General features: G+C 72.3%; 16 protein-coding genes and 3 CRISPR repeat arrays. Of the genes, 12 read left to right on the top strand and 4 right to left on the bottom strand.

Annotation, left to right across the window (positions count from 1 at the left end; all coding sequences use genetic code 11):
• Nucleotides 1–33: 33 nt before the first annotated feature.
• A CRISPR array of direct repeats spans nt 34–1,098; the repeat unit is 29 nt; unit sequence GAGAGCCCCGCGCACGCGGGAGTGGACCG.
• Nucleotides 1,099–1,599: 501 nt separating this feature from the next.
• The 8 genes from NT8_RS15530 to cas2e all read left to right on the top strand — a co-directional run bounded on the left by NT8_RS15530 (nt 1,600) and on the right by cas2e (nt 10,967).
• A complete protein-coding gene (locus NT8_RS15530) occupies nt 1,600–4,452 on the top strand; it encodes a CRISPR-associated endonuclease Cas3'' (protein ID WP_084468979.1) in 2,853 nt (950 codons plus the stop codon).
• Nucleotides 4,453–4,467: 15 nt separating this feature from the next.
• Complete coding sequence (gene casA / locus NT8_RS15525) at nt 4,468–6,096, top strand: type I-E CRISPR-associated protein Cse1/CasA (RefSeq protein WP_084468978.1); 1,629 nt, start codon at nt 4,468–4,470, stop codon at nt 6,094–6,096.
• The gene (casB, locus tag NT8_RS15520) at nt 6,093–6,896 is read left to right on the top strand and encodes a type I-E CRISPR-associated protein Cse2/CasB (RefSeq protein WP_067969798.1); all 804 of its coding nucleotides are present in this window, start codon (nt 6,093–6,095) and stop codon (nt 6,894–6,896) included. The genes casA and casB overlap by 4 nt, the downstream gene beginning before the upstream one ends.
• A gap of 88 nt (nt 6,897–6,984) precedes the next feature.
• Nucleotides 6,985–8,145, top strand: a complete 1,161-nt coding sequence (cas7e, locus tag NT8_RS15515) for a type I-E CRISPR-associated protein Cas7/Cse4/CasC (RefSeq protein ID WP_067969795.1) — start codon at nt 6,985–6,987, stop codon at nt 8,143–8,145.
• Nucleotides 8,142–8,915, top strand: coding sequence for a type I-E CRISPR-associated protein Cas5/CasD (cas5e, locus tag NT8_RS15510; protein WP_084468977.1), 774 nt, complete (start codon nt 8,142–8,144; stop codon nt 8,913–8,915). The genes cas7e and cas5e overlap by 4 nt, the downstream gene beginning before the upstream one ends.
• Nucleotides 8,912–9,577 (top strand): type I-E CRISPR-associated protein Cas6/Cse3/CasE, encoded by a 666-nt coding sequence (gene cas6e / locus NT8_RS15505; RefSeq protein ID WP_067969792.1) that lies wholly within the window; start codon nt 8,912–8,914, stop codon nt 9,575–9,577. Before cas5e ends, cas6e begins: the two co-directional genes overlap by 4 nt.
• A 5-nt stretch (nt 9,578–9,582) precedes the next feature.
• Nucleotides 9,583–10,626, top strand: a complete 1,044-nt coding sequence (gene cas1e / locus NT8_RS15500; RefSeq protein WP_084468976.1) for a type I-E CRISPR-associated endonuclease Cas1e — start codon at nt 9,583–9,585, stop codon at nt 10,624–10,626.
• Between the two features lie 11 nt (nt 10,627–10,637).
• On the top strand, nt 10,638–10,967 hold the full coding sequence (gene cas2e / locus NT8_RS15495) for a type I-E CRISPR-associated endoribonuclease Cas2e (RefSeq protein ID WP_245646200.1): 330 nt from the start codon (nt 10,638–10,640) through the stop codon (nt 10,965–10,967).
• A 59-nt stretch (nt 10,968–11,026) separates the two neighbouring features.
• Nucleotides 11,027–11,665: a CRISPR direct-repeat array (repeat unit 29 nt; unit sequence GAGAGCCCCGCGCACGCGGGGGTGGACCG).
• Between the two features lie 191 nt (nt 11,666–11,856).
• On the opposite strand, the gene NT8_RS29365 is transcribed toward cas2e, so the two are convergent.
• The 4 genes from NT8_RS29365 to NT8_RS29360 form a co-directional block, all read right to left on the bottom strand.
• A complete protein-coding gene (locus tag NT8_RS29365) occupies nt 11,857–12,222 on the bottom strand; it encodes a hypothetical protein (protein ID WP_157515843.1) in 366 nt (121 codons plus the stop codon).
• Between the two features lie 77 nt (nt 12,223–12,299).
• Nucleotides 12,300–17,054 (bottom strand): RHS repeat-associated core domain-containing protein, encoded by a 4,755-nt coding sequence (locus NT8_RS15485; protein ID WP_067969781.1) that lies wholly within the window; start codon nt 17,052–17,054, stop codon nt 12,300–12,302.
• 418 nt (nt 17,055–17,472) lie between these two features.
• Nucleotides 17,473–18,432, bottom strand: a complete 960-nt coding sequence (locus NT8_RS15480; protein WP_067969777.1) for a hypothetical protein — start codon at nt 18,430–18,432, stop codon at nt 17,473–17,475.
• Between the two features lie 81 nt (nt 18,433–18,513).
• Complete coding sequence (locus tag NT8_RS29360; RefSeq protein ID WP_245646199.1) at nt 18,514–20,544, bottom strand: thiopeptide-type bacteriocin biosynthesis protein; 2,031 nt, start codon at nt 20,542–20,544, stop codon at nt 18,514–18,516.
• On the opposite strand from NT8_RS29360, the gene NT8_RS15470 reads away from it, so the two are divergent.
• The 4 genes from NT8_RS15470 (at nt 20,527) to NT8_RS15455 (ending at nt 23,805) form a co-directional block, all read left to right on the top strand.
• Nucleotides 20,527–21,444 carry a hypothetical protein gene (locus NT8_RS15470; protein ID WP_157515842.1) on the top strand — a complete coding sequence of 306 codons (918 nt, stop codon included), beginning with the start codon at nt 20,527–20,529 and terminating at the stop codon, nt 21,442–21,444. The genes NT8_RS29360 and NT8_RS15470 overlap by 18 nt on opposite strands.
• On the top strand, nt 21,441–21,944 hold the full coding sequence (locus NT8_RS15465; RefSeq protein WP_067969771.1) for a GNAT family N-acetyltransferase: 504 nt from the start codon (nt 21,441–21,443) through the stop codon (nt 21,942–21,944). The genes NT8_RS15470 and NT8_RS15465 overlap by 4 nt, the downstream gene beginning before the upstream one ends.
• Before the next feature lie 636 nt (nt 21,945–22,580).
• On the top strand, nt 22,581–23,042 hold the full coding sequence (locus NT8_RS15460; protein WP_067969768.1) for a helix-turn-helix domain-containing protein: 462 nt from the start codon (nt 22,581–22,583) through the stop codon (nt 23,040–23,042).
• 136 nt (nt 23,043–23,178) lie between these two features.
• Nucleotides 23,179–23,805 carry a DUF2637 domain-containing protein gene (locus tag NT8_RS15455; protein ID WP_245646198.1) on the top strand — a complete coding sequence of 209 codons (627 nt, stop codon included), beginning with the start codon at nt 23,179–23,181 and terminating at the stop codon, nt 23,803–23,805.
• 369 nt (nt 23,806–24,174) lie between these two features.
• A CRISPR array of direct repeats spans nt 24,175–25,303; the repeat unit is 37 nt; unit sequence GTGGCAGCGGCCCGCAGCGGCCGCTGAGGATCGCAAC.
• Nucleotides 25,304–25,363 lie beyond the last annotated feature (60 nt).

Below are 25,363 nucleotides of genomic sequence, written 5' to 3'. Positions count from 1 at the left end.
GGTGCTTCATTCGCCTACCGCGCCTTGCCCGGCGAGAGCCCCGCGCACGCGGGAGTGGACCGGTTTGACCGTGCAGCTGCGGAGTGTCATCGCAGAGAGCCCCGCGCACGCGGGAGTGGACCGGCCGGCGACTGCCCCAGCTCGTTTTGGAGAGCGAGAGCCCCGCGCACGCGGGAGTGGACCGTCCGGCCGGGCCGAGGCCCTCCGCGCCGCCATGAGAGCCCCGCGCACGCGGGAGTGGACCGCTCTGGCTTCCGTGCTGTGAGCCGTCCTGTCCGAGAGCCCCGCGCACGCGGGAGTGGACCGCATCCACCCGATGTGCCACGCCTGGTCCATGTGAGAGCCCCGCGCACGCGGGAGTGGACCGTTCGTCTTCGACCCGGTGCGCCACCTCGCGGAGAGAGCCCCGCGCACGCGGGAGTGGACCGACGGCGGCGGCGGCGTGCCAGGTCATCGACCAGAGAGCCCCGCGCACGCGGGAGTGGACCTGGTGACCCGCCGCCGCCCGCCGCGCACCGTCGAGAGCCCCGCGCACGCGGGAGTGGACCGCACAGAGCGCAGGTATCTGCGATACGTCGGTGGAGAGCCCCGCGCACGCGGGAGTGGACCGGTGGCCGGCCGATCGTCCGCGAGTCCTACGGCGAGAGCCCCGCGCACGCGGGAGTGGACCGACCCCGCACATGACGAGGCGGACACCATGGTCGAGAGCCCCGCGCACGCGGGAGTGGACCGCCGCAGGAGGCCCGGCCCGCGCGCCCCCGCCGGAGAGCCCCGCGCACGCGGGAGTGGACCGCAGGCGCTGTCCTGGATCAAGGCCGGCCGACCGAGAGCCCCGCGCACGCGGGAGTGGACCGGTGCCGGGCGTCCGGGTCGACTACCGCCGGCCGAGAGCCCCGCGCACGCGGGAGTGGACCGGGGTCGAACGGCAGGCCGACGGGCGAGGTCGGGAGAGCCCCGCGCACGCGGGAGTGGACCGACGCCGGTGCCGGCGGTGGCGATCTCGCCGACGAGAGCCCCGCGCACGCGGGAGTGGACCGCCCAGGCCCGCGCCGAGCTGGCCCAGGAGATGGAGAGCCCCGCGCACGCGGGAAAGGATCTGTGGTCCCCTTCGGATCCGAGAGAGACACGCCAGCTTTTTAACGTCTCAACCGCCAGCATCCTTCGTTAGGGGATGATGCGAGCGCGCTCGCATCTCGCGGGCGAACCATGAACCGATGTCTGGCGCTGGGAGGAATGCATGAACGCAGGAGAGCTGGGAGTTCGTGATGTATTTTTCTGGTTCGTTGGAGCGTGCATGGGTGCTCTGGTGATCTTGGCTTTTATGGTTATCTAATCGGACTTTCCCGCTTATGCCGGTTGCCGCCGTTGTGGTCGGCGGCAACCGGCTGCTCCCACGTTCGTGGGGCGTGGTTGATCGGTTGGACGGCTCAGCCGCCTGCATCCGGTCCACCTCCGCGTCGGCGGAGATGATCAGGCTATCGCTGCGCCTGGCACGAGGGTGTCCAGCTGTCCCATGGAGAATTTCCGTCCGAATGTCGGTGAGTGCGGATACTGTTCCTGGGTCCTGTGTTCGGCTTATGCCGTGGATGGAAGGCTCGCATGAACCACAACCATCCCGATCTCCGCATCGGTGCCAAGGAGCGCGGTCTCGGTGGGGCGGTGTACCCGTTGGTGTGCCACGGGATTGATGTCGCCGCAGCGTGTCTGGCGCTTTGGGAGAACTATGCGGCCCCCGGTGTCCGTGATCTTCTGGCGGCCCGGTTGGGTACTGATGCGGACACGGCTGCGCGAATTGTGGCATATCTGGGTTCTCTGCATGACATTGGGAAGATTGACCCCTATTTCCAAACCCAGCGGCTGTCCCGTCCTCTCCTGCCCGGTTTTCCCGCCGCAGGGGGCGGAATGCCCCAGGGACACGCACTGGTGGGATGCCAGTGGCTCGGGGCATCCCTACCCGGACTCGGGTACCCGCCCACGAGTGATCTCGACGACCACCGGACCTCGCTCGTCGCCCAACTCCTGGGCGGGCACCACGGCCGCTACCCCGAGCGGCCCGACGCGCGCTACAACGCCCGCGTCGAGTTCGGGTTCAGCGAGGACGCGTGGGACGCCCAGCGCGTCGCGCACCTGCGGGCCTTCCGTGCGGTCCTCGGCGAGCCGCCCGTCCCTCCGACGCTGGACGCGCCCGCGGCGGTCCTCATCACCGGGCTCATCGTGCTCGCCGACTGGCTCGTCAGCCAGGAGCGCTTCCTGCTCGGTCAGCTGAAGCACCTTCCGGCATCCGGCTCCTCCGCCGACCTCGCCGCCTACTTCGACGGCGTGCGCCCGCAAGCGGACGCACTGGTCGCCGACGCCGGGCTCGAACCGCTGCACGTACCCGCCGCCACGTTCCGGGAGTCCTTCCCCGCCATCAGCGATCCCTTCCCGCTCCAGGCGTCCGTCGCCGAACACCTGCCCGCCCTGGCCCAAGGGCCGGGCATGCTCATCGTCACCGCGCCCACCGGCGAGGGCAAGACCGAGACCGGCATCTTCGCCGCCGACCACATGGGCGCGGCCGCCGGCCGTCCCGGCCGCGTGTTCCTGCTGCCGACCACGGCCACCGCCGACAGCATGCACGGCCGCATCCGCGACTACGTCCAGCGGCGCGCCGACCAGCCGCGCCCGTTACTGCGCCTGCACTCGATGGCGTGGCTCGACCAGGACGCGGCCCCGCCGACGCCGGCCCCTTCCTCCGAGGTGCTGACCACCCACCCCGCCACCGCGTTCTCGCCGACCGAGTGGCTGTACGGGACGCTGCGCGGCCTGGTGGCGTCGTGGGGCGTCGGTACCTTCGACCAGGCCCTCATGGCGGTGCTGCCCAGCCGCTTCAACGCGCTCCGCATGCTCGGCCTGGTCGGCAAGACGGTGGTCGTGGACGAGGCGCACGCCGTCGACCCGTACATGCAGCGGGAGCTGGAGCGGCTGCTGTGCTGGCTGGGCTACTTCGGGACGCCGGTCGTGCTGCTCTCGGCGACCCTGCACCGCTCGGTGGCCGACGCCTATGCCCGCGCCTACCTCGAAGGCGCCGGCGTCCTGCGCCGGCCCCGCCGCCGGGGTACCGCGCCACCGGTGATCGAACGGCTGTCGTATCCCGGGTGGGTCCACGTGAGTGCCGCCGACGGCGGAGTGCGCGTCGCTACAAACCCGGCCCCGATCCGCGCCACGAAGCGCGAACCGCTCGCCCTCACGCTGGAGACCGTGCCCGTACGGAAGCAGGAGGCCGACGGCTCCGCCCGGTCGCGCCGCCCCGTGCTCACCGCCGACCGCGAGGCCGTTCTGGCCCGCCTGCTGGCACCCGTGATGGACGACGGCGGCACCGCCGCCGTCGTCTGCACCACCGTCAGGGAGGCGCAGGAGACCTACGACATCGTCCGGCGCCTCATCGCCGCCGCCGACAACGGCCCGGCCGAGCGGCCCGAACTGCACCTGCTCCACGCCCGCTTCCCCCAATGGCAGCGCGACGCGATCACCGCGACCGTGCTGCACCGGTTCGGCAAGGACGGCGCCCGGTTCGGCGAGCGGCCGCGCTCCTCGGTGCTGGTCGCCACCGCGATCATCGAGCAGAGCCTCGACATCGACCTCGACCTCATGATCACCGACCTGGCGCCGATGGCGCTGCTGCTCCAGCGCGCCGGCCGGTGCTGGCGCCACGAGCACCTCGGCGTCATCGACCGGCGCGGCCGCACCCGCCCCCGGGTCGCCGTGCTCGTCCCCGCCGACCCCGACGCCGACGCCGTCCCCACCCCCTGGGCCGCGATCCACGCACCCTCCCTGCTGGAACGCACCCACCGCCTGCTGCGCAAGCACGGCGACGACGTGCACATCCCCGGAGATGTCCAAGACCTCGTCGAACGCGTCCACGACGACCCCGAACTCGCCCGCAACGTCCGACGCGAGTACGAGCGCATCGGGGAGGTCATGGCCCAGCAGGCGCAGGCCAACACCGCCGTGGTCCCGAGCCCGCGCCAACTCGCCCAGCAGGCCGACCTCGTCGAGATGACGCTGAACGAGCTGTCCGACGAGGCCGTCGCCACACGGCTGGGCGCGCAGTCCGTGCGCGTCCTGTGCTGCTTCGAGGACGAGCACGGCCGCCTGTGGAGCGACCCCGAGCGCACCCGGCCGCTGCCCGGCGCCGAACCCGGGCGCGGCGGCCGGCTCGACCCGGCGGAGGCCAAGCGGGTCATGGAGCTGACGATCCCCGTCCGCGGCGGCCCCTGGTTTCGCGAGTTGAGCCGCGCGGAGACAGCGGTGCCTCCGGCATGGCGGGAACAGGCGTCGTTACGGCGGATCATTCTGATCCGCCAGCCGTTGGCCGAGTCCGGCCAGTGGAGCGAAGCCGTCCTCGGCGGCCACACCTGGTTGCTAGATAAGGAGCGCGGCCTGATCCAGAACCGCATCGGCGCCCGCCGCTGACCCCGATGCCCGCGCGTGTTCTCCGCGCCCCACTTCCCGTGCACCCCCTATGGGAGGGATGAAGCCTCGTTGCCCTCATTCGACCTGCGTACCGAACCCTGGATCCCCGCCCGCCCCAGCAACGGGGGAGCGGCGGTCCCCGTGGGACTGAAAGACCTGTTCCTCAACGCACACGATCTCGCCGACGTCGAACTCGCCCTCCCGCCGGCCTCTGCGGGGCTGTGGCGCATCCTCGCGCTGATCACCGCGCGCCTCACCGGCCTGGACACCTGGACCGAGTTTTCCGACTGGGCCCAGGCTCGGGCCGCCGAGCTGGAGGAGGGCCGCTTCGACCCCGCTGAGGTCCGCGCCTACTTCGACGTCCGCCACCCCGACCGCTTCGACCTCTACGGCGACCGCCCCTGGCTGCAGGACCCCCGCCTGCACGGCGCCGACGCCCAGTGCGCCAAGAGGTCGGGCATCAACAAGCTGTGCTGGGGCCGCCCCGCCGGCAACACCCAGGTGTGGCTGCGCCACACCCACGACCTGCGGCCCATCCCCGTGCCCTCGGCCGACGCCGCCCACCACCTCATCGCGACCCTCTACTACGGCCCCTCGGGGCGGTGTACCGCGCGCACCGCCGGACAGGTGTCGGCGGGCGACACCGCCGCCGGCCCGCTGCGGGGCGCCCTGTCGTTCCACCCCTTGGGCCGCACCCTCTACGAGAGCCTGCTGCTGAACGTCCCCTTCGTCGAGGAGGACGAGGACGGCCCCGCCCCCTGGGAGCGCGACGGCCTCCCCGACCCCACCCTGCCCCCGCTGGCGACCGGCCTCGCTGGCCGCCTCACCGGGCAGTTCCGCCACGCCGTCCTGCTGCGGCCCTCGGCCGACGGCGCCCTCGCGGTCGACGCCACCGTGACCTGGGGCGCCCGCATCACCCCCCGGCTCCGCGAGACCTGGAGCCCGCCCGAGGACCCTTACCAGATCCACGGCGAACGCGCCGACGGCACCGTCGCCCCGGAGCGGGCCGACGCCCGGCGCGCCGTCTGGCGCGACGTCTCCGCGATCCTGCAGGACGGGCAGCACCGCGGCCGGGCCACGCGCATGCCGCGGCTGCACCGGCACCTGCGCCACGGACTCCCGGCCGACGTCACGCACGCGATGCGGGCCCGCGCCTACGGCTTCGACCAGGACGGCCAGACCCGCGACAAGCAGTGGTTCACCGCCACCACCCCCCGCGTCCTGCGGTGGCTGCACGAGAGCGCCGACGACGACGAGCGCGCCGGACGCACCCGGCGCGCCATCAGAGAGGCCACCGAGGCGGCCGAGGACGCCGGATGGCGCCTGGAGCGCCAGATCGTGCGGGCCTGGAAGGACAGCGGGCTGGGCGGCGAGGTCAAGCGCGGCGACCGGTCCCCGTGGTCGCAGGCCGCGGCCGACCACTACTGGCCCCGCGCCGAAGACCTCTTCTGGCGGCTCGTCCTCGACGAGGACCCCCGCGAGCCCGGCAACGGCTTCATCCACCTGGCGGTGGACGCCTACACCGCCACCACCGACGGCTACCGGCACCGCCCCCGCGTGGCCCGCGCCGTAGCCCGCCACCGCGGCGCGCTGTTCAAAAACTGGAACCACGGACCCGCGGCCAGCGGGGAGGGAGCGGCATGACCACACCGACCGACGACCTGCGGGCACGCGCGGGCAGATTCGTTGCCGCCGTGCACAAGAGCGTGGAGCACCGGCCCGGCGAACGCTCGGCGCTGCGCCGCTCGCTGGGCCGCCACCCCGAGGACACGGCGATCCGCCCCGCCGCCCGCCGGGTGCTGGCACCCCATCTGCGCGACCTCCCGCACCACCGCCGCGAGGCCGTGGAGCGGGCGTTCTACGCCGTCGCCGCGCTGATCGCCGCACAACCGCGCAGCGCCCGCGACGAAGCCGCGGCCGACGACGAACCCGACCTCCTCTCCGGTGACGACACCGGCACCTCGGTCCCGCCCGGACCGGGCGACGATGTTCAACCCGAGGGGGCCGTCGCCACCGCCCGCACGCCGGCGCCGGAACGGGCACCGGGTTTCGACCTCGGCAGCGCCCTGGGCCGCTCCGCCGTGGAAGGAGCCCGCGCCCGCCGCGCGCACCGGACCGATCCGCCCGACACCGACGACACCGCATCCGGCGACACCGCACCGCATCGCGACGCCCCCCAGGAGAAGCGCCTGCATCTGCTGTGCCGGCAGGACCTCGACGGGCTGCACCGCCACCTGCCCCGCGTCGTGCGCTTCCTGCGCTCCGACCGCATCAGCGTCGACTGGGCGCGCCTGGCCTGCGACCTCGCGCTGTGGGGCGAGGGCGGGCCCCAGGGGCGCAACCGCGTCGCGAAGCAGTGGCTCGACGGCTACTACCGGACCGTCTCCATCGAGCAGGGCCGGCAGCGCCGCGAACAGAACGACGCCCCCGCGCCCGGGGAGTGACCGGCCGCCGACCCGCTGCCGCACCACCGCGCCTGCATCCGGGCCCGCGGTGCACCTCGCTCGACCTCTTCGACGAAAGCAGACCACCATGACCCACGCCGCCTACATCGACGTCCACGCCCTCCAGACCCTGCCCTACTCCAACGTCAACCGCGACGACCTCGGCTCTCCCAAGACCCTCGTGCTCGGCGGAGCCGAACGCACCCGCATATCCAGCCAGAGCTGGAAGCGCGAGGTGCGCCGCCGCGTCGAGCAGCGCCTGGCGGACCCCGCCGTGCGCACCCGACGCCTGGTCTCGGCGGTCGCCGACCACCTCCAGGCCGCCGGCTGGGAGCCCGCGCTCGCCGTCGAGGCCGGCAAGCAGGTCGTGCGCTCCGCCGGAAAGGACATCAGCCTCGGACCGGCCAAGAAGGACCGCGTCGGCGAGCCGCTGCCGCCCGACACCTCCGTCCTGCTCTACCTGCCCCGCCAGGCCATCGCCCAACTCGCCGACCTCGCCGCCGAGCACGCCGACGGCATCGCCGCACAGGTCGGCAAGAAGAAGCCCGAAGCCGTCCTGCCGACCGCCCGGGTCGTGGCGATCCTCAACTCCCGCAACGCCTCGGTCCGCCTCTTCGGCCGGATGCTCGCCGAACTGCCCGAGACCGAGGTCGACGGCGCCGTCCAGTTCGCCCACGCCTTCACCGTCCACCCCACCAACGTCGACATCGACTTCTTCACCGCCGTCGACGACCTCCTCGGCAAAGGCGACCGCGGCAGCGGCCACATGAACGAGGGCATGTTCTCCGCCGGCACGTTCTACCGCTACGCCAACCTCAACCTCGCCCAGCTCGTGGCCAACTCCGGGGACGACACCGCCCAGGCCGCCGACCTCGCCGCCCACTTCCTGCGCGCCTTCCTCGACACCGTCCCCTCCGGCAAGCAGACCGCGACCGCGGCGGTGACCGTCCCCGACCTCGTCCACATCGCGGTGCGCCGCGACCGCCCCGTCTCCTACGCCACCGCGTTCGAGGAGCCCGTCGCCGGAACGCTCGGCCACCTCGCCGCCGCCCGGCAGCGCCTCGACGACTACGCCCGCGACCTCGCCGCGGTCTGGTGGCCCGACGCCGTCGCCTACCAGGGCCACGCCGGACTGCGCCTGGACAAGGAACTGCCCGCCCTCGGACCCGACACCGGCTCCTACGCCGCCCTCATCGAGGAGGCCCTGCAGCGGGCCGTCCCGGTCGGCCCCGGCGAGTCCGCCCAGTGAGCGCACTGCTGCTGCGCCTCGCCGGCCCCATGCAGAGCTGGGGCGAGCACAGCGCCTTCGGCCACCGCGACACCCTGCGCCATCCGACCCGCTCCGGGCTCATCGGCCTCATCGCGGCGGCACGCGGCATCCCCCGGGGCGGCGACCTCAGCGACTACCAGGACGTGGTGTTCACCGTCCGCATCGACCGCCCCGGCGCCCGCGAGGTCGACTACCAGACGGTCGGCGGCGGCCTGCCCGCCAAACGCACGGTCCCCACCGCCGAGGGCAAGCGCCGGCCCCGCATGACGGCCACCGTGCAGACGTGGCGCTCCTACCTCGCCGGCGCCGTGTTCACCGTCGCCGTCCGCGGACCGGAGGAGGTCCTCACCGCCACCGCCCACGCCTTAGAGGCGCCCCACTGGCAGCCCTACCTCGGGCGCCGGGCCTTCGTCCCCGACCAGCCGCTGCTGCTGCGCCGCGACGTGGACGACCCGCTCGCCGAACTGCGCACGCACGTCCCCCTGCCGCCGACGGACCGGCCGTACCCCCGCGTGGACTTCGTCCACGAGACCGCGGACCCCGGAGCACCCCTCGGCTCCGCCGACCAGACCCGCGCCACCCTCAACGACGTGCCGATGCCCGCGGGACCCGGCGCCGGAATCGAACGGTCCTTCACCGCCCGCGACGTGCTCATCCGCCCCGAACCCCTGCCCGGCGACCTGCGCCACACGACGGCCGCCCGCTACCGCCGGGCACTCATCCGGTACGTCAAGGAGGGACACCGGTGACCCTGCTGCTGCACCGCATCCGAATCGACCCCACCGACAGACGGGCCGCCCGCGCCAGCGCCGGCGACCACCACCGCATGCTCATGAAGGCCGTCGGCACCCTCCCGCACCAGGCCCACGAAGGCCCGCGGCAGGCCGCCGGGCTGCTCTTCCGCGACGAGCACACCCGCACCGGACGGACCCTCATCGTCCAAAGCAGGGTCCCCCTCGACGGCACCGCACTGGGCACCGGCTACACCCTGGAGGCGACCCGCGACATCACCGCCGTCCTCGACGTCCTGCGCAACGGGCGCCACCTGCGCTACCGCATCGTCGCCGCACCCGTGAAACGGCTCGGCAAGACGGACAAGCCCCGGGACCTGCTCACCCGCAGCGGCGAACGGCTCTCCTCCACGGCGCACACCACCGCCCTGCGCGGAGCCGCCGCCGAAGAGTGGTGGCACCGCAAGGCCGCCGAGCACGGCCTGACCCTGCACAGCGTCAACGCCGGCGACGCCGACGACGCCACCGACCCCCGCCGCTCCGTCCGCCTGCCCGCGATGCGCTTCGACGGCCTCATCACGATCGCCGACGCCGACGCCGCACGGGAGGCGCTGACGCAGGGAATCGGCCGCGGCAAGGCGTTCGGCCTGGGGCTGCTCAGCCTCGCACCGGGGGAGTGACACCGATGGGCACCGACAGCGCCCGCACCGCCCTGGCCCGGCCCACCCTGGCCATGCTGCCGCGCGTCTCGGACAACCTCTCCTTCCTCTTCGCCGACATCGTCCGCATCGTCCAGACCGACACCGGGGTGTGCGCCGAGACCGAGACCGACGCCGGCCGCGTCCAGCGCGTCTACCTGCCCACGGCCTCGCTGGGCTGCCTGCTCCTGGGGCCGGGGACCTCCATCACCCAGCCCGCCCTCGCGACGCTGCTGCGCCACGGCACCACCGTCGCCACATCAGGCTCCGGCGGCATCCTCCACTACGGGGCCTGGCAGCCGAGCGAGAAGTCGACGCTTTGGCTGGAGCGGCAGGTCGCCGCCTACCACGACGAGGGGCGCCGCCTCGAGGTCGCGCGGGCGATGTACGAGATGCGATTCGAGGAGACGCCCCCGCCCGGGGCGCCGGTCGGCCAGCTCCGGCGCCTGGAGGGCAACCGGATGCAGCGGCTCTACCGGAACCTCAGCGCCACGTACAAGCTCAAGCCGTTCAAGCGCAACTACGACCCGGGGGAGTGGGACAGCCAGAACCCGGTCAACAAGGCATACGGGGCGGCGAACGCCGCCCTGTACGGCGTGGTGCACAGCGTCATCGCGCACCTGGGGTGCTCGCCCGCGCTGGGCTTCGTCCACCACGGCAAGCAGCACTCGTTCGTCTACGACGTGGCCGACCTGTACAAGGCGGAGACCACCGTGCCGCTCGCATTCTCCCTGCACGCCTCGGACTTCCCCGAGCGCGACGCCCGCCACCGGCTGCGCAGCCAGTACCGGCTGTACCGGATGATCCCCAGGATGGTCCGCGACATCCAGTACCTGCTCTCCCCGGAGGAGGCCGAGGAGCAGGAGGAGGCGGACACGCGGTGGCGGGTCGTCGAACTGTGGGACCCCGACGGCACGGGCAGCGTCGGCGGCGGGGTCAACTACGGCGACGGTGGCGGTGGCAGCGGTGGCAGCGGTGGCGACAGCGGCGCGGCCGTGCCGGCGCCGGAAGCTCCCGAGGAAGGCGGCTGACCATGGGGTCCATGGTCGTCATCACGACGACGGCGGTGCCCGACCACGTACGGGGAGCGCTGTCGCGCTGGATGGTCGAGCCGGCGGCGGGGGTCTACGTGGGAACGATGAGCGCCCGAGTCCGCGACGAACTCTGGAGCGCGGTCAGCGCCTCGGTGGGTGAAGGAGCAGCGGTGTGTCTGCACCCGGCCGACAACGAGCAGGGCTTCGAAATGCGCACGGCCGGAGAGCGGAGACGGGAGGTAGTGGACTGGGAGGGGCTGAGGCTGGTGCAGTTCAATCCACTCACCGACCCCCTCGACGGATCAGGGCCGCTAATGGCGATCCCGGAGGGATGGTGACACGCCTTATCCGAAGGTCGCGAACTGGTAACGCCCCGCATCGCCGCAGGTGAATCGCTGAGAGCCCCGCGCACGCGGGGGTGGACCGTCCTTGGACTTCCGCATCGCCAACATGGCGTGGAGAGCCCCGCGCACGCGGGGGTGGACCGCCGACCTGGGGGCCGAGCCAGGCCACCACTTCGAGAGCCCCGCGCACGCGGGGGTGGACCGTCGTCTTCGCGCAGCGTCCCCGACCCGGGCCGGAGAGCCCCGCGCACGCGGGGGTGGACCGAGGCGGATTCCGAGATCGGGGAGGACGTCGACGAGAGCCCCGCGCACGCGGGGGTGGACCGGGGTCGAAAACCTCGGCGTCGAACCCCTCCACGAGAGCCCCGCGCACGCGGGGGTGGACCGTGCGGGCTGCACGCCACCACACTCCACGGCGGGAGAGCCCCGCGCACGCGGGGGTGGACCGAAGCCCGTCGCGGAGATGACGCCGGACGAGGTGAGAGCCCCGCGCACGCGGGGGTGGACCGGTCCTCTTCTGGGAGTCGGGGTCGACCCACTCGAGAGCTCCGCGCACGCGGGGGTGGACCGGTGATCGGCCGCGACATCGAGTCTCGCCGGGAGAGAGCCCCGCGCACGCGGGAGTGGACCGCCCAGCTTGGCGTGCGGCGGGGCGAGGGCTTCGAGAGCCCCGCGCACGCGGCGGTGCACCGGGTTAGCATCCGGCAATAGCCGCCTTCGCGCAACGATGCCTGATTTGAGTGGCGATCACCTGCAGAACGGTGGCCGCGGATCGCGCCTCTATTTGATCTGAGGTCTCACGGCGTTTGCACTTCGCTTGCCTGAATAAGGATGAACCGCCTTCACTTGGGGATGCTGCGGACGTTCGACCGGCCGCTCTGGATTATGCGGGTTCCAACGTATCTGTCGGTGGGGGCTGGACTGCCAGGCATGAAACCACCTTGTCCAAGCTCGGCGTCAGGAAGATCTGGAAGATGTATCCGCTGTTGGGGCGGTCGTCGACGCGCCCGATCATCAATTCCGTTTCAGGGCACGCCTCAAGATCGGCGATCGCCTCGGTCGCGCCGATCGTAATCTGGCCTTTTCGATGCATCATTCGCATGCGACGGGAATATATCGATCCGAGCTCCCGCGTCGGTATCGGATCGTTCCATATCTTGAAGTCGGCGCCGCCGGACAGCGCCGTCCCACATAAGAGAAACGCCCTTCTATCGGATTTCAATAGCTCGGCGAGTGCCAGGCGATCCAAAATATCATTCTCCTAGGCAGGTCTAATAAAACCTCTCGTGTGGATGTCGTCGGGCTGTCCTGTGTGGAATCCTTAATTTAAGGAAAGGACCATGGTCCTCTGTTGATGCTGATTTCGGCTCCTCCTATTGGTCCTCGGAGCAAGTGCTCCATTTCCTCGTAGACCTCGAAGTCCGTGCCATGGATCCGAATGTCGACTTCTCTTGGGATGTTAGGCCTTGGGAGCCTCAGAACGATGCCACCCGGGCCGAGTTCTTCGGCGGCATCAAGGGCTACATCTTCATAGTCGTGAGTCCAGGAGGTGAAAACGCTTCTGGTATTACCTCCCGCATGGCTACCAGGGTCGGAATGGCCTCCTCGAGGAACTGCGCGCCCCTGAAGGGCGTCATCATACGCAGGGTGCCCCATGGGGATTCCGCGATAGAGAAAACCGCCCGCTTCAACGCAGTTATGCGTTAGTAGGGGCGTGGCGCCTGCCGACACATAGTACGTGTGCGGGCCGGCGATGGTGAGGTTGTGGACTCGCTGGTTCTCGGCGGTGCGGGTCTGGGTGGATGCGACTTGGATCCAGGTGCCGGATGAGGTGCGCAGCCAGGTGCCGGGGTGGAGGTCTTCGGCGTTGACCCATTCGCGGCGGTCGGGGACCCAGAAGGGGTGCTCGTCGGTTGCGGTGATCGTGTCCTGGTGCTGCGGGCCGCCGTCCTCGCCCCCGGTGTCGGTCCCGCCGGCGTCGCGCGCTCCGCTGTCGTCGCCGCGTCCGTCGTCGCCGCGGGTGGCGTCGGGGTCAAGGGTGATCTCGACGAGGTTCTTGGTGCCGTGGCCGGTGATGGTGGCGAGGACGGGTTGGGGTCCCGTCTCGCCGGTTTCGGGGTCGGTGGCCAGGACCTCCTCGCCCAGGTCGATGTCCTCGATGTCGGCGGTGGTGCCGTCGGCCATCACCACGTCGGTTCCGGGGACGAAGCTGTTGCACCCCCGGGTGGCGGCTCCGGTCAGCAGTCCCTGCCCTCGGCCGGTGTTCGCCGCGCCGCGCAGCCCGGCTTGGCCGGCGCGTGCTCCGGCCGAGACGGCGCCTCCGCCGGGGACGAAGAAGGAGATGATGGTGGCGCCCCAGTAGCCGCCCTGGTACCAGCCGGACCCTTCGTCGACTCCGGCGATCTCGTTGCGTTCGTCGCGGCCGATGCCGGTGAGCTGCTCGATGGCCCACTCGGTGCCCATGCACACCGGGCACATCCCGATGCTCGCGTCGAGGATGCCGGCGCCGAGGTTCGCCAGGTCGTCCAGGTCGATCAAGGGTTCACGGATCACTGGGGGCTTGACGTCGGAGGGGTCGAAGCCGAGCTGGAGCTCCTGCATCAGCTCCGCGATGTCGCTGAGGTCGGGGGTGAGGTCGGTGACGGGGGCCGTGGACTCCGCCTGGGCGCGGTGGTCCTGGAAGGCGGTGTCGGAGATGCCCGGTGCCATCGGCGGTCGCGGCGAGGGGTGGAAGACCTGGTCGATGATCTCCTGCTTGCGCGGGTCGGGCTTGGGCGGCGCCGGCTTGGGCGGGGCGGAGGGGCCCCGACTGGTGTACCCCCCGCTGCCCCTGCCGCTGCCGCCGCCGTAGGAGTACCCGCCTCCGCCGTACCCGCTGGGCGTGCCGGGGTTCCAGCTCGTTCCGCCCGACGTCCGTGGTGGTGGTGAGGGGCGCTTGCCGCCGCCCCGGTTCGCGGTCTTGCTGCCGCATCCCTTGCGGCGTCCGCTGTCGTCGACGATGCGGCATCCCGCGTGCCCGTCGGGGTCGATGAAGCCGAGCGGGTCGGCGTTGCCGTAGACGTAGCGGTTGGCCTGGACGGAGGGGTCGGGGGTGAGGGTGAGGGTGTCGCGGGAGGTGAACCGCCCGGCAGCGGGGTCGTACCAGCGGGCGTGCATGTTGACCCGGCCGCTGTCGGGGTCGGTCCAGGCGCTCTGGTAGCCGAGCCCGGTGGGTTCGCCGTCGATGACGTCGCCGAACGGGTCGTAGGAGACCGACCGGGTCACGGCTCCGGTCTGCGGGTCGAATCCGGCGGTGACGTCGGTGTGCTGGTCGGTGAGCGCCATCTCCGCCGCGGTCGCGTCCTCGGCGGTGTCGTCGGTGGACAGGACGTTGCCGAAGGGGTCGCGGCCGAAGGTGCCGACCGGTGCGCCGTCCCGGGAGGTGGCGATGAGGTTGTTGGTGGTGTCGGCGTAGTGGTGGGTGAGGGTGCCGCGCTGGGGCCGGTCGTCGCTGCGCAGGCGGCCCAGCGCGTCGTAGGCGTAGGTGGCGGTGCCGTCGTCGATGAGCTGGTCGAAGGCGTCGAAGGCGAGGTGGGTGGTGGCGCCGTCGCGGGTCTGGGTGGCCTGGGTGCCGCGTGGCGTGTAGGTGGAGGTTCCGTCCGGTCCGCTGAGCAGGCGGTTGCGTTCGTCGTAGGTGAAGGTGTCGCCGCCGGCGCCGGTGCGGTTGCCCGCCGCGTCGTAGGTGAACCCGGTGCTGCTGCCCGAGGGGTCGGTCCAGCTCGTGAGGCGTCCGGCGGCGTCGTAGGTGTAGGCGTGGGTTCCGGCGCCGACGACTCCGGTGGTGGTCTCCTCGACCAGCCGGTCCTCCCGGTCGTAGGCGTAGGCGGTCGTTGCGGTGGCTTCGCCGGAGGGGGCGAGGAGCCGGTCGTCGGTGAGGCGGCCGAGGCCGTCGTAGTCGAAGGTCCTTCGGGTGCCGTCGGCGGCGTAGTCGATGGCCGACAGCCGCCCGGCGGGGTCGTAGTCGTAGGCCAGCGAGGTGCCGGTGAGGGGGTCGGTGGCGGCGGCAAGCTGCCCGGTGGGGTCGTAGTCGAATCCCACGGTCCCGGTCAGGTCGCTGCGCCCGGTGACCTGTCCGCGGCCGTCGTAGCTGAAGGTGGCGGTGAAACCGCTGGGGTCGGTGGAGGTGAGCAGGGAGCCGCGGTCGTTGTGGGTGTAGGTGTGCGTGCCGTCGGGGGCCGAGGCGGTGAGCGGCCGGCCCATCAGGTCGTAGGTGAAGCGGCGGTCGTCGGTCGGTGCCTCGGCCCCGGTTCCCGCCTCCTCGGTGAGCCGACCGAGGGCGTCGAAGGCCCGCTGGATGCGCACCCCGCCGGGTTGCAGTTCCTCGACCGGGTTGCCGGCGGCGTCGTAGCCGGTGGTCCAGGTCCGGTCGGCGGGGTCGGGGTGGGCGTCGGTCGCGGGTTCGATGACGCTTTCCGGCAGTCCGAGCGTGTTGTAGGTGGTGTGGGTGGTGTTGCCGCGGCCGTCGGTCATCCGGGTCGGGCGGTGTGCGGTGTCGTAGCCGAACGACGTGGTGATGGTCTCGGTGCCGGTGACCGGTTCGATGAGCGCGCGCAGCCGGTCGGCGCCGTCGTAGACGCGCTGGACGGTGTCGCCTTCGGCGGAGGTGGCGGTGGTCTGGTTGCCGGCGGCGTCGTAGCCGTAGGCGCGCTCGCGGATCAGGTCGCCCTCGGGGGACAGGGAGCGCTCCTCGACCATCCGACCGGCGAGGTCGTAGGCGATGGTGTTGGTGTTGCCGAGGGCGTCGGTGAGGGTGGTCGGTTCGCCCAGGGGGTTGTATTCGATGGTGGAGGCCGCACCGTCGGGCTGGGTGACGGTGGCGGGCAACCCGGTTGGTGTGTAGTCGGTGCGGACCGTGTAGGCGGCGGCCACGGGCTGCCGTTCCACCGCGGTCTCGGTGATCCGGCGGCCGAGGTCGTCGTAGGTGTACTCCACGCGGGCCCCGGTGGGGTCGGTGGAGGACAGGAGTTCCCCGTTGGGGGTGTAGGTGGAGGTCCACGCGCCGCCGAAGAAGTCGCCGCTCAGCCGGGGCTGGACCTGCTGGACGAGGTTGCCGAGGGCGTCGTAGGTGTAGCTGGTGGTGCCGCCGCGCGTATCGGTCGACTCGGCCAGGCGCCCGGCGCCGTCGTAGGACATCTCCTGCCGGGGCAGGATCTCGTCCTCGGTGAGGGGGTTGCGGTAGGCGGGTGCGGTCACGGCGACCGGGCGGCCGGACCGGTCGAACTCGGTGGTGGTCACCTCGCCTTGAGGGTCGCGCACGTGGGTGGCGTTGCCGAAGGCGTCGTAGCCGTAGAGGGTGGTGGGTCTGCTCTGCTCCAGGGGAGCGCCGTGGCTCTCGTTGTACAGCAGTGGGCCCTGTTCGGAGACCAGGCGGCGGAGTTCGTCGTAGCGCAGCGTGGTGGTGTAGGCGGCGGGGTCGCCGCCGTCGGAGGTTCCGCGGGGGTCGGTGACCGCGGTGGTCAGGCCGCGGTCGTCCACCTGGTAGCGCGTGGTGAGGGCCTCGCCGCCGTTGTCCACGCTCTCGGAGGTGAGGTGGCCGGCGTCGTCGTAGGTGAAGGTCAGGGTCTCCACCCGGTCGGAACCGGCCTGTGTGTGCTCCTCGGCCACGATGTTGTCGCCGCGGTCGTAGGTGTAGCGGGTGGTGCGCGCCTCGCCGTCGGGGTCGGCGGTCTCCGACACCAGGCGCCCGGCCTGGTCGTAGGTGTAGTCGGTGCGCAGGGTGTGGTCGCCGGTCTCCAGGCGGGTGAGGTTGCCGGCGGCGTCGTAGGCGCGGGACTCCAGGACGACGTCGCGGGGGGTGGAGTCGCCGTTGAGCACGGCGTCGTCGGCGATCACCTCGGCGAGGAGCCCGTCGGCGTAGTAGGTGTAGCTCTCGGTGCGCCCCATCGCGTCGGTCACGCCGGCCAGGCGCCCGGCGGGGTCGTAGGCGTAGGAGGCGGTGACCAGGTCGGTGGCCGGCCCGTCCGCCAGGGGGTCGGCGACGTAGTCCTGGACCGTGGTGGTGGCGAGCTGGCCGCGCGGCGTGCACGCCCAACCGCCGCGCATCGGCCTTAGCGGCGACGACGGCGTGGTGCACCCACACCGGGACCTCGGCTGCGGGTAGTGTGCCCACGGTGACGTCGCCGTGCACCGTACCGATCTGGGCTGTGGTCCCGTGGCTGTCCCCGATCAGCATGTTGCTCGCCGAGGCCGAAGGCCGGCATGCCGGAGGGGGCAGGTGCCGCCCATGGAAGAGGACCGACCCCAGGGCGGCGAGGGCGAGCACCACCAAGGCGAAGGCGGGCAGAAGATGTGCTTCGCCGCTCCAGAGCACGGTCCAGAAGAGCAGGACCACCGCGGCGGCCGCGCCGCTCCATCGCCACATGCGCCCATTCTGGCGACGCGCGCCCCCTGCGGCGTCCTAAATCCACAAATTCGTCGCATTCCGCCGTCCTCGCCGAAGGCGCCGGAACACCTGGCGTCGTCACTGGCCGATCGGAGCCGCGCGCACGGCGGCTTGCAGCATCTGGCGCAGGGTGTCGGTGCGCGGTGCCGCCGGGACGCGGGCGGTGATCCGGTCCAGCAGGTGGCGGGTGCGCAGTGAGGCGGTGACGGGTGCGGCCGGGATGACCTCGGCGGCCACCACCTGCTCGGCCTTCGTCCAGCGCCGGGTTACCACCAGAGCCGCCGTCAGGTGCGCGGCGTCGTTGTAGCGGCCGCGCCCCGGGGGGCGCCGTGCGCACGAGGCGGCGAACAGGTCGGCGGCGTGGTCCCACTCGCCCAGGCCGGCATGGATCATGCCGTGGTGCCAGCCGAGTTCGGCGTCGTCGACCCACCACGCCCAGGCGGGTTCGCGGTGGGAGCTGCCCTCCCCGAAGCGGCTGCGGGCCCGGCGCATCACGGTCAGCGCCCGTGCGCGCTCGCCGTGCAGTGCCAGGGCGCGGGCCAGGCGCACCTCGAACAGCACCCGCACCCGGGGCGGCAGCGCGTTGGTGAGGGCGTCGTCGCTGACTCGGCGCGCGTAGGCCGCGTCTTCGGTCTGCACTGCCCACATGGCCAGCTGGGACAGCGCCATCAGCTCGGCGGGGCGGTCGCCGGCCAGGGTGGCGGTGTGCAGGGCGCGCTCGGTGAAGCGGGCGCACAGGTCCTGGCGGTCGGCGTCGTAGGCCGCCCACCCGGCGACCTGCTCGGCCTCGCTGACCGCGGACATGTGCTCGCGCGGCCCGCCGTCGGGTGCTGGTGTCTCCGCGGCACGGTTGGCGGCGCCGACGGCCAGGTGCAGGACGGCTCCTCCGCCGTAGAGCCCGTCGAGGCGGATGAGGTCGGCGGTGGTCCTGCGCACGTCGGAGGACACCGGTTCGCGTCCGCGTTCCCCGGGGGGCGGGGTGTCGGCGCCGAGGGCGCGATGGGCGCTGCGGATGCGGTGAGCCCAGGGGGAGGCCATGTGCCATTCTCGTCGGTGCGCCGCCGCGCTGTCATGGAGACTGCCTCGGTTTTCGCGGATGTGCCGCCTCTCCGTCACCGCTTAACCAATGGCCGCATCAGGGTCATCGAGGCGGGCGCAGGCGCGGCGGCGGGCCAGGCGAGGCCTCCAGCGTGCGTTGGCCGACGTCCACACCGCCTCCAGGTCTTCGGCCAGGGTGGGGGGCGGGTCGATTTCGGTCAGGGCTGCGCGCTCCACGCGCGCTCTCAGGGCGATGTGCTGCCGACGGCTCAGGAGCGGACCGACGACCGCAGAACCCAGGATCGGCACGGCTCCGTGGGCGTCGTCTCCGGCCATGGCGGTATTGATCACGTGCTCGGCTAGGCCGCAGTGGTGCGGTGCCAGCTCACATGCCACGGTGCCGACCCGGGCGGTGAAGGAGGCTCCGCCCGGGGTCGGGGCTAGCCGTCGGACGGCGTCGGCCATGGCGGTGATGGCGCGGGCCGGGTCGTGTCCTGCCGTGTGTGCGGCAGCGGTGGCGAGGCAGGAGGCCACGGTGTGCTCCCACGCCTCGGAGACCGCCGTCGTCTGCAGGAGGTTTGTCGCCGTGTCGGGGTCGTGGCGGTGCAGGGCGGCGAGGATGGCGACTTGGCGGCCGTCGAGCAGGCGGTGGCCGATGCCTTTGTAGCGGTGCAGGTGGTCCACGACGTCGTGCCACCGCCCCGCTGTGCGCAGGGCGCGGGTGCCGTCGGCGATCAGGATGGCCCACAGGTGCTGGCGGATCTCGTCGCGTTCGCCGGCGGTGGCCACCAGGCCTGCCACCGTACAGGCGCGCCCCTTGACCTGTGCGAGAGAGCCGTGGGTGGCGGCCTCCAGCAGGGACTTCAGTATCGCGTAGGCCTCGCTGGGGCGGCCGGCGCGGATGTCCAGACGCGCCAGGTTCACCAGGGGCTGCACGGCGAACGTTGCGGCCCGAGCCGTCAATGGGGCCGCCGCGGCGAACAGGTCGTACTGGCGCCAGCACAGGGATTCGGCGAGGACGGGGTGCCCGGTGTCGCTGGCGATCAAGGCGGCCTTGTTCATCACCTCGCAGAGCCGGGGCAGAGCCTCGTCGTCGTCGGCCGTCTCGGCCAGGCGCAGGAGGTGGTGGAGTTCCTCCAGCCGGCGCCCCAGCGGTAGGGCCGGGGGGCGGGCGCGCGGCACCAGGGGGATGTAGCCGAGGGCGGGCGGAAGCGCGGATGCCTCGGTCACGGCTCCACCGTTTCGGGGGTCGAAGATCGCGCGGGCGGCGGTGTGGGCGAGGACGGCCTGGTCGGAGGTGGGAAGGCCGAGCCGGTTCCAGTGGAACATGACGTGGTGGGCCAGGACGGCGCGTAGCCCGCGCTCAAGGCGTCCTCGGGCGTGCAGGTCGGCCAAGCCCCGCCCGCAGGTGTGGAAGGCCTGCGCCCAGGGGGCGAATCCGGCGAAGGCCCCGGTGGTGAAGTGCGGGGCGTCGGGGCCGGGGGCCACGCTCAGCAGGTGGTGCATCTGGCGGTGGAGCCTTTCCCGCTGCGGTGCGTCCGCGGGCCGGGGGCGGGTGGCGGCCACGCGGTCCCAGACGTCGCCCTGTTCGTAGTGGTCCAGGCCGGCGGCGCGCATGAGGGTGTGGCACAGCAGCAGCGACACTTCCCGCCGCCGGCCCGCTCCACGGTCGGTGGACAGGAACGCCAGCGCGTGGCGGGTGTCGGCGCAGAAGAGGGTGTGGGCGGCCTCCATGGCGGCCGTGCCGCCGAAGGCGCGGGTCTCGGGTTCGTACACGGTGCGGGTCCACCTGCTGATGCGGCCGGCGGCGGTGAGCTCGTCCAGGTGCGCGGCCACCCCGGCGCGGGTCGTGGCCCGCTGTCCGGGGCCGGCGGGCAGGCGGATGCGGCACCGCCACGCTCCGGCCTTGCGCATGAGGAACCACGGGTTTCCCGCCAGGGCGGGAGCCAGATGGCCGATGCCGGTGTGTTCTGATGCGGCGCGGTCGGGGAACTCCGCGTTGATCTGGAGTTCGCCGCCGTCTGGGACGCCACCCGCCAGGCCCCCCATCCGCCGGTGCCCGGCCCGAGGGGCGACCACGTCCACCCGCCGCTCATGGATTTGCTGGAGCACCACCTCGCAGAACTGCGCCGCCTGGACGACACCGCCGGCGGCGGCGCCCTGTCCCAGCGCTACGTCCGCACCGCTCTGGCCAGCGTCCTGGACCTGCTGCGCCACAGCCGCTACTCACCCGCCATCGGCACCCGGCTCCTGCGCAACGCCGCCGGCCTCGCCCAACTCGCCGGCTGGATGGCCTTCGACGCCAGCCTGCCCGCAGCGGCCCAGCGCTACCAGCTCCTCGCCATCCGCCTGGCCCGCGCCGCCGAGGACCGCGACGCCGTCGCCAACGTCCTCGGCATGCTCGCCTACCAGCACGCCGCGACCCGCAACCCCGCTGCCGCGCTGCGCTTCGCAGAAGCCGCCCTCGACCACGCCCACCGGAGCCTGCCGGTGGTGCGCGCACGCGCCCTGGGCCGCCTGGCCACCGCCCACGCCGCCGCCGGCCAAATCGACGCCTTCCGCGCCGCCTCCGAGCAGTGCCGCGCCCTGCTCCAGCAGCGCCGCGAGGGCGACGGCCCGCCCTACCTCTACTACTTCACGGCCGAGCAGGTCGCCGCTGAGGCCGGCCAGGCGCTGGTCGACCTCGCCGCCGCCAACAGCGCTTCGCCGCGGCGCCTGCTCGCCGAGGCGGTGCACCTGCTCGCCCCCCTCGCCAGCCACGGCCCCGCCACCGGCTACCAGCGCTCGGCCCTGCTGCACGGCATCCACCTCGCCCGCGCCCACCTGCACTCCCGGGATGGCGAGGCCGCCGTGCACACCCTGCTCCGCCTCGCCGACCACGTCGGCGACGTGCAGTCCATCCGATGCCGCGGCCTGTTGGCCCAGCTCCGGCGCCATGCGGGCCCCCGCCTGCGCACATCGGGGGGCGCGGATGCGCTGCGCCAGCTCGACCAGGCACTATCGGCACCATGACCCACCTCCGCATCGGCCCGCTTCCGGCCACCGCAGTAGCGCTGAGCGCCGTGTCCTACGGCCATCCCGATGCGCGCCGCCTCACGAGCGCTCTCCACACCGAGCAGCTCGCAACCTACGGATTCGCCGACGACCCCCGCACCACCCCCGACGACTACTTCGACCCCCCGGACGGGCTCTTCATCCTCGCCCTCGTGCACGGCCGCGCCGTGGGCTGCGGCGGATGGCGCCGGCTCGGCCCTCACACCGCCGAGATCAAGCGCATGTACGTCCATGCAGAGGCCCGCGGGATGTCCCTGGGCGCTCGGATTCTCGACCACCTCGAAGCCGACGCAGCCGCTCGGGGGGCACGGTGCCTGGTCCTGGAGACCGGTTCTGCCAACTATTCCGCCCTGGCCCTGTACCGCGCTCGCGGCTACCGTGCCATGCCTTCCTACGTCCCTGGCCGGGACCCCGCGGTCAACCGGGCACTGGGCAAGCCGGTTCCGAGCCCGTCTTAGGCTGCGGGCTCGTGGAGGCGCGGCAGCCCCCGAGCGGGCGGGCCCCGCTCCGCACACCACGGGGTCGCCACCCATCGAACCAGCGCCACGGCGAGATCGGCGTGCGGCGCGCCTCAACGGTGCCGAACGGGCCCAGCAGGCCGCGCGCAGCCGGGCCGTCGGCGTCGACTTACAGCTCCGGACGGCGCACGCGCAGTCACTCCAAGGCGGCACGCGCCTCCGCCCGCTGATGGGGCCGCAGGTCCTGGCGCACCCCCGGCGGCAGCGGCTCAAGCAACTGCGCGGTGAAGTCTCCGGCGACAGCGGGAGAGCCCCGCGCACGCGGGGGTGGACCGCCTGCACAGTCGTCCGAGCACGCGCGGTTCCGGAGGGCTCACCTCCGGTCAAACTGAAACCGGTGAGAACCGGCTACGGAAAGCGACGCGGCCCGCGCCTGTCGGGGGTAGAACCACCGGCCCGTTCCGAACGCTTCACGCGGGAATCGAGCGGACGGCCGTGCCCGCCGAACGGGGCAGCGGCATGGGAGAGCCCTGCGTACGCGGGAGGGACCGAGCCACCCGCATACGCCCGACCCAAGTGCGCCGGGCTTTGAGTTGCGGCAGGCTGGGAGCGGTCAACAGGAAAGGCAGGAGCGCGATGGCCAAGGTCGGCGCGGTCGGATACGTTCCCCAGGCGCTGCAGGCGGCTCGCGAGAAGAAGGGGTGGACCAAGGCCGACCTGGCCCGGCGCGCCGGGCTCAAGCGCCAGATGCTCACCAGCTACGAGATGCCCGGCGGTGCCTCCCCCTCGGCCGAGCGGCTGGGCATTCTCGCCGCCGCCCTGGGACGTTCCCCGGCCGACTTCATCGACCCCAAGGCCCAGGGCATGGCCGTGCTGCGGGCGCGGGCAGGCCTGTCCCAGCGCGACGTCATCGCCAAGCTGCCCACCGACGACCTCAAGCTCACGACCTATCAGTCCATCGAGTGTGGCCGCGTTCGCCGCCTCCGCCACAGCGACGCCACCGCCCTGGCCGGCGTCTTCGGCGCCACCCCCGAAGACGTCCAAGCCGCCCACGCCTACGACGTCGAGCAGTGGGCCGCCCGGGAACTGGACGACTGACCCCGCACCACGCGCCTACGACCACCAAAGGCGCGCGGACGTCCGGCGCGGTCGACCCCTGTCACGGCTCCCGCGCCCCCGGGCTTCCCCAAGCGCAGGGCGCACAGCGCCGGGGACCCCGTGGATCGGAGGCCGGGTGGTCGAGGGACCGGGACAGGCGAGGACGGACCGGATCATTCGGGAGACGACGAAGGCGGTGGTGTTCGTCGTCGCCGGGGTGGCGGCGGTGGTGTCCTACCGGCACGCCTACGCCGTGGTCACGGCCTTCGGCGAGAACGGACTCGCCGCGTACATGATCCCCGTGACGCTCGACGGCCTCGTCTACGCCTCATCAATGGTCATCCTCGACGCCGCGCGCAACCGGCTGCCGCCGCCCCTGCTCGCCTGGGTGCTGCTGTGGCTGGGCATCACCGCGACCCTGGCGGCGAACATCGCCCACGGCTGGGAGTTCGGCCCTGTCGGCGCCGTGGTCGCGGCGTGGCCGGCGGTCGCCCTGGTCGGCTGCTACGAAATGCTGATGTGGCTCATCCGCACGGGCCCGGGAGCGCGTCCCGCATCTTCCGGTGCGGAGGCTGAGGACCTGTTCCAGCAGGCCGTCCGCGCCTACCGGAAGAGCATTGCGGAAGGGCGGCGCCTATCCGAGCGGAAACTCGCCGAACGTTTCGGCCGCTCCCGCCGCTGGGCGCGGAGTGTCATCGCGAAGGCCGCCACCGAGAAGCCGGAGACACCGCAAGACACTGCGCGATGCCAGCCTGGCTCCTGACCTTTGGAGCCGAGGTAGAAGGTCTCCCACGCGGCGAAACCGCATGCGCCAGGGCATTGAGACGTTGGGTGGTCGATGCTTCGGCGCCGGTTCCTTCCGGAGCGGAGCGCCAAGCTGTAGACAAGGGGACGCGGAGCCGGCGGCCAGCCCTACCTTCGCCCGGCTGCGTTGGTAAATCGCTCAACGGAACTCAAGTCCGCATGGTGCAATACTGGAGGCCGCCCTGTCTTTCGAACGCTTAGGAACCTGTAGTGCACACGAAAGAGCAGGCGGGTTCCCAAGCGACTTTGGCTGGGTTGCTGCCTGAGTGTCGGGTTTTTCCTTCACGTATATGCGAATGCGGAAGCATGTTCTTGCTGTTCAGAGACCGTGGCAGCGGCCCGCAGCGGCCGCTGAGGATCGCAACATCCACTGGCGCATCCGCTCCGGCGCGGTCACCCCGTGGCAGCGGCCCGCAGCGGCCGCTGCGGATCGCAACCCCCGGTATTCAGGGGCTTCGGCGGCTAGGGTGCCGTGGCAGCGGCCCGCAGCGGCCGCTGAGGATCGCAACGCGCACGCCGAGTCGCGGACGTCGATCAACTGGTTGTGGCAGCGGCCCGCAGCGGCCGCTGAGGATCGCAACGGCGGGGGCGGGGGCCGCCCGCAGCTCCGGTCCCGCAGTGGCAGCGGCCCGCAGCGGCCGCTGAGGATCGCAACGAGCACCTGGCGGACGGCATGAAGGACATGTCGGAGTGGCAGCGGCCCGCAGCGGCCGCTGAGGATCGCAACTGCGGGGACGGGTGCGGGGGCCGCGCGGGCGGGCCGGGGTGGCAGCGGCCCGCAGCGGCCGCTGAGGATCGCAACTTCACCCCGCTGAGGGAGTAGCCGGTGGCCTCCACCAGTGGCAGCGGCCCGCAGCGGCCGCTGAGGATCGCAACCGTCGGTCGGTCGGTCGGCCGGTCGGTCGCACAAGTGGCAGCGGCCCGCAGCGGCCGCTGAGGATCGCAACTTCGGCAGTGGCGGTTCGGGCGGAATGCGCGGTACGCGTGGCAGCGGCCCGCAGCGGCCGCTGAGGATCGCAACTCGTGCTCGGGGTCGTCGTCGGGCGGCCCGAAGAAGTGGCAGTGGCCCGCAGCGGCCGCTGAGGATCGCAACCTGTGTGCTGGTCAGCGGTGGTACCCCCGGGCGGGGGTGGCAGCGGCCCGCAGCGGCCGCTGAGGATCGCAACTTCAAGTACCGCTGAATGTCGCTCGCCCCCTCGAACGTGGCAGCGGCCCGCAGCGGCCGCTGAGGATCGCAACCTTATTAACCATCCCCAGGCACCGTCCTCCCCTCCCGTGGCAGCGGCCCGCAGCGGCCGCTGAGGATCGCAACATGGAGATCCTCGTGAACCACGTCGAGCACCTCGGGTGGCAGCGGCCCGCAGCGGCCGCTGAGGATCGCAACCTCGAATACGGCGGCACCACCGCCCAGGACTGGGCCGTGGCAGCGGCCCGCAGCGGCCGCTGAGGATTACAACAGCATCGACCGGTGGGTGTGGGAACTGCTCGGCGGGTGGCAGCGGCCCGCAGCGGCCGCT

This window comes from Nocardiopsis trehalosi NBRC 14201, assembly GCF_001552555.1.
GTDB lineage: Bacteria > Actinomycetota > Actinomycetes > Streptosporangiales > Streptosporangiaceae > Nocardiopsis_B > Nocardiopsis_B trehalosi.
The sequence above is the reverse complement of the archived record's forward strand: the minus strand, read 5'-3'. Positions and strand labels throughout refer to the sequence as shown.

Coding starts and splice junctions, on each gene's coding strand:
- cas1e (WP_084468976.1), top strand. CDS start 9,583: ATGGGCACCGACAGCGCCCGCACCGCCCTGGCCCGGCCCACCCTGGCC.
- NT8_RS15470 (WP_157515842.1), top strand. CDS start 20,527: ATGGATTTGCTGGAGCACCACCTCGCAGAACTGCGCCGCCTGGACGAC.
- NT8_RS15480 (WP_067969777.1), bottom strand. CDS start 18,432: ATGGCCTCCCCCTGGGCTCACCGCATCCGCAGCGCCCATCGCGCCCTC.
- cas7e (WP_067969795.1), top strand. CDS start 6,985: ATGACCCACGCCGCCTACATCGACGTCCACGCCCTCCAGACCCTGCCC.
- NT8_RS15465 (WP_067969771.1), top strand. CDS start 21,441: ATGACCCACCTCCGCATCGGCCCGCTTCCGGCCACCGCAGTAGCGCTG.
- NT8_RS15460 (WP_067969768.1), top strand. CDS start 22,581: ATGGCCAAGGTCGGCGCGGTCGGATACGTTCCCCAGGCGCTGCAGGCG.
- cas2e (WP_245646200.1), top strand. CDS start 10,638: ATGGTCGTCATCACGACGACGGCGGTGCCCGACCACGTACGGGGAGCG.
- NT8_RS15485 (WP_067969781.1), bottom strand. CDS start 17,054: ATGCGCGGCGGTTGGGCGTGCACGCCGCGCGGCCAGCTCGCCACCACC.
- casB (WP_067969798.1), top strand. CDS start 6,093: ATGACCACACCGACCGACGACCTGCGGGCACGCGCGGGCAGATTCGTT.
- NT8_RS15530 (WP_084468979.1), top strand. CDS start 1,600: ATGAACCACAACCATCCCGATCTCCGCATCGGTGCCAAGGAGCGCGGT.